The 416-nt window shown below is 65.1% G+C and carries 1 protein-coding gene; it reads right to left on the bottom strand.

All coding sequences use genetic code 11. The features are described from left to right. A partial coding sequence (locus tag EN852_RS35500) for an NUDIX hydrolase (protein WP_246694501.1) occupies positions 1–416 on the bottom strand: 416 nt, incomplete at both ends.

Genomic DNA, 416 nt, shown 5'->3' with positions numbered 1-416 from the left:
GGGTCTGAAGGGGACCGAGGAGTTCCTCTGCGACCGCGAATACCGAGCCGACAAGCGGCAGCAGGGTCATCTCCTTGAGTGTATAGAAGGCAGCTGTCTCGGCGTCGTCACTGGCCACGGCCTCGCCACCGGCATAGGCGGCGCCGAAGACCGTGAGCAGATAGTCGACTGGGTGGCTGTCGTCCCTGCCGTCGATGTGGATTTCCCGAAGAGGCCGCAAGCCGGTGGCGCGCAAGCCGGTCTCTTCCACCAGTTCACGCCGTGCCGCATCCTCCAGCGTCTCGTCGCCTTCGACCTTGCCGCCGGGAAAGGCGTAGAGCCCTTGCGAAGGCGGCCTTGCCCGTTTCACGAGGAGTATGCTGTCCCCCCGCACGACGGCGACCGAGACGGCGGGAAGTGTCTTTCGTGCTTCGTTC

It is taken from the genome of Mesorhizobium sp. M2E.F.Ca.ET.209.01.1.1 (assembly GCF_004010375.2).
Classification (GTDB): domain Bacteria; phylum Pseudomonadota; class Alphaproteobacteria; order Rhizobiales; family Rhizobiaceae; genus Mesorhizobium.
The sequence above is the reverse complement of the archived record's forward strand: the minus strand, read 5'-3'. Positions and strand labels throughout refer to the sequence as shown.